The following is a 1,090-nucleotide window of genomic DNA, read 5'->3' as shown; positions in this document are numbered from 1 at the left end:
CTTATTGAGCTTTAACATATGAGTTCCGCAGTGGTATGATCGTTTTCTGTGAAACGGAGTAATAAGCCACAACGGAAACTGTCTGAGATTCGAGAAGAGCGAAGAATGCGAGCAGCCGAGGCATTTGCGCGTGGCGAGAGCGTAGCCCAAATATCGCGGGAACTCGGGGTAAGCGATCGTGCGGTACGGAAATGGAAAAAGGCCTTTTCGCACGGAGGCAGGGGAGGCTTGCGGAGCAAGGGTCCGCCTGGGCCGAGCCGGTTGCTTTCCGATGAGCAGCTGGAGGCATGGAAAGGGATGCTGCGAGAGGGGCCGCAGAGACACGGATATGCGACCAACCTTTGGACGCTCGGGCGGGTGAGGCAGGTCGTCGAAAAGGAATTTGGGGTCCGGTACAGCGAGGTTCGCATCTGGAAGCTGCTCCGCTCCTTCGGTTGGACTCCGCAGAAGCCAGAGAAGAGAGCGCGCGAAGGGGATCGCGAGAAGATTGACCAATGGAAGCGGGAACGATGGCCGCAATTGCGCGACGAAGCTGCGGCGCAGGGGCGAACGATCGTCTTTGTCGACGAAAGCGGTCTTTCCCAAAAGCCGGCACGAAAACGAACCTGGGCTCCCCGGGGGGAAACTCCGATCCTGGAGTTCCATTTCCATTGGAAGACCCTCTCGGCGATCGCGGGAGTGAGCTTCCGCTCCTTCTATTTTTCCCTTCAGGAAGGAACGATCAAAAGCGCCGAAGTCATCGAATTTGTCCGCCAGCTGCAGCAGCGGATCCGAGGCCCGCTTCTGCTGATCTGGGACGGCCTCGCGGCTCATCGAAGCGCCCAGGTTCGCGCCTTTCTGGAGAGCACCCAAGGAGCCGTCGTCGTCGAACGGCTTCCTGCGTACGCCCCCGAATGGAACCCGGTAGAGTACCTCTGGGGGCATCTCAAGAATCATCAGCTTTCTCATTTTGCTCCCGAGACACTCGCCCATCTCGCAGCATTTGTTCGTAGAGCCCTCCGGCGCACCCAAAAACGACCTTCTATTATCTCCGCATTCTGGGTGCAAGCCGAGCTCCCATGGACATGAACTTATCTGTTAAAGCTCAATA

General features: G+C 57.6%; 1 protein-coding gene. It reads left to right on the top strand.

Translation table 11 applies throughout. From position 1 onward, the window contains the following. Window positions 1–48: 48 nt before the first annotated feature. Window positions 49–1,068 carry an IS630 family transposase gene (locus tag FN369_RS08635; protein WP_142525757.1) on the top strand — a complete coding sequence of 340 codons (1,020 nt, stop codon included), beginning with the start codon at window positions 49–51 and terminating at the stop codon, window positions 1,066–1,068. The last annotated feature ends 22 nt before the right edge of the window (window positions 1,069–1,090 follow it).

The organism is Methylacidimicrobium cyclopophantes (assembly GCF_902143385.2).
GTDB lineage: Bacteria > Verrucomicrobiota > Verrucomicrobiia > Methylacidiphilales > Methylacidiphilaceae > Methylacidimicrobium > Methylacidimicrobium cyclopophantes.
The sequence above is the reverse complement of the archived record's forward strand: the minus strand, read 5'-3'. Positions and strand labels throughout refer to the sequence as shown.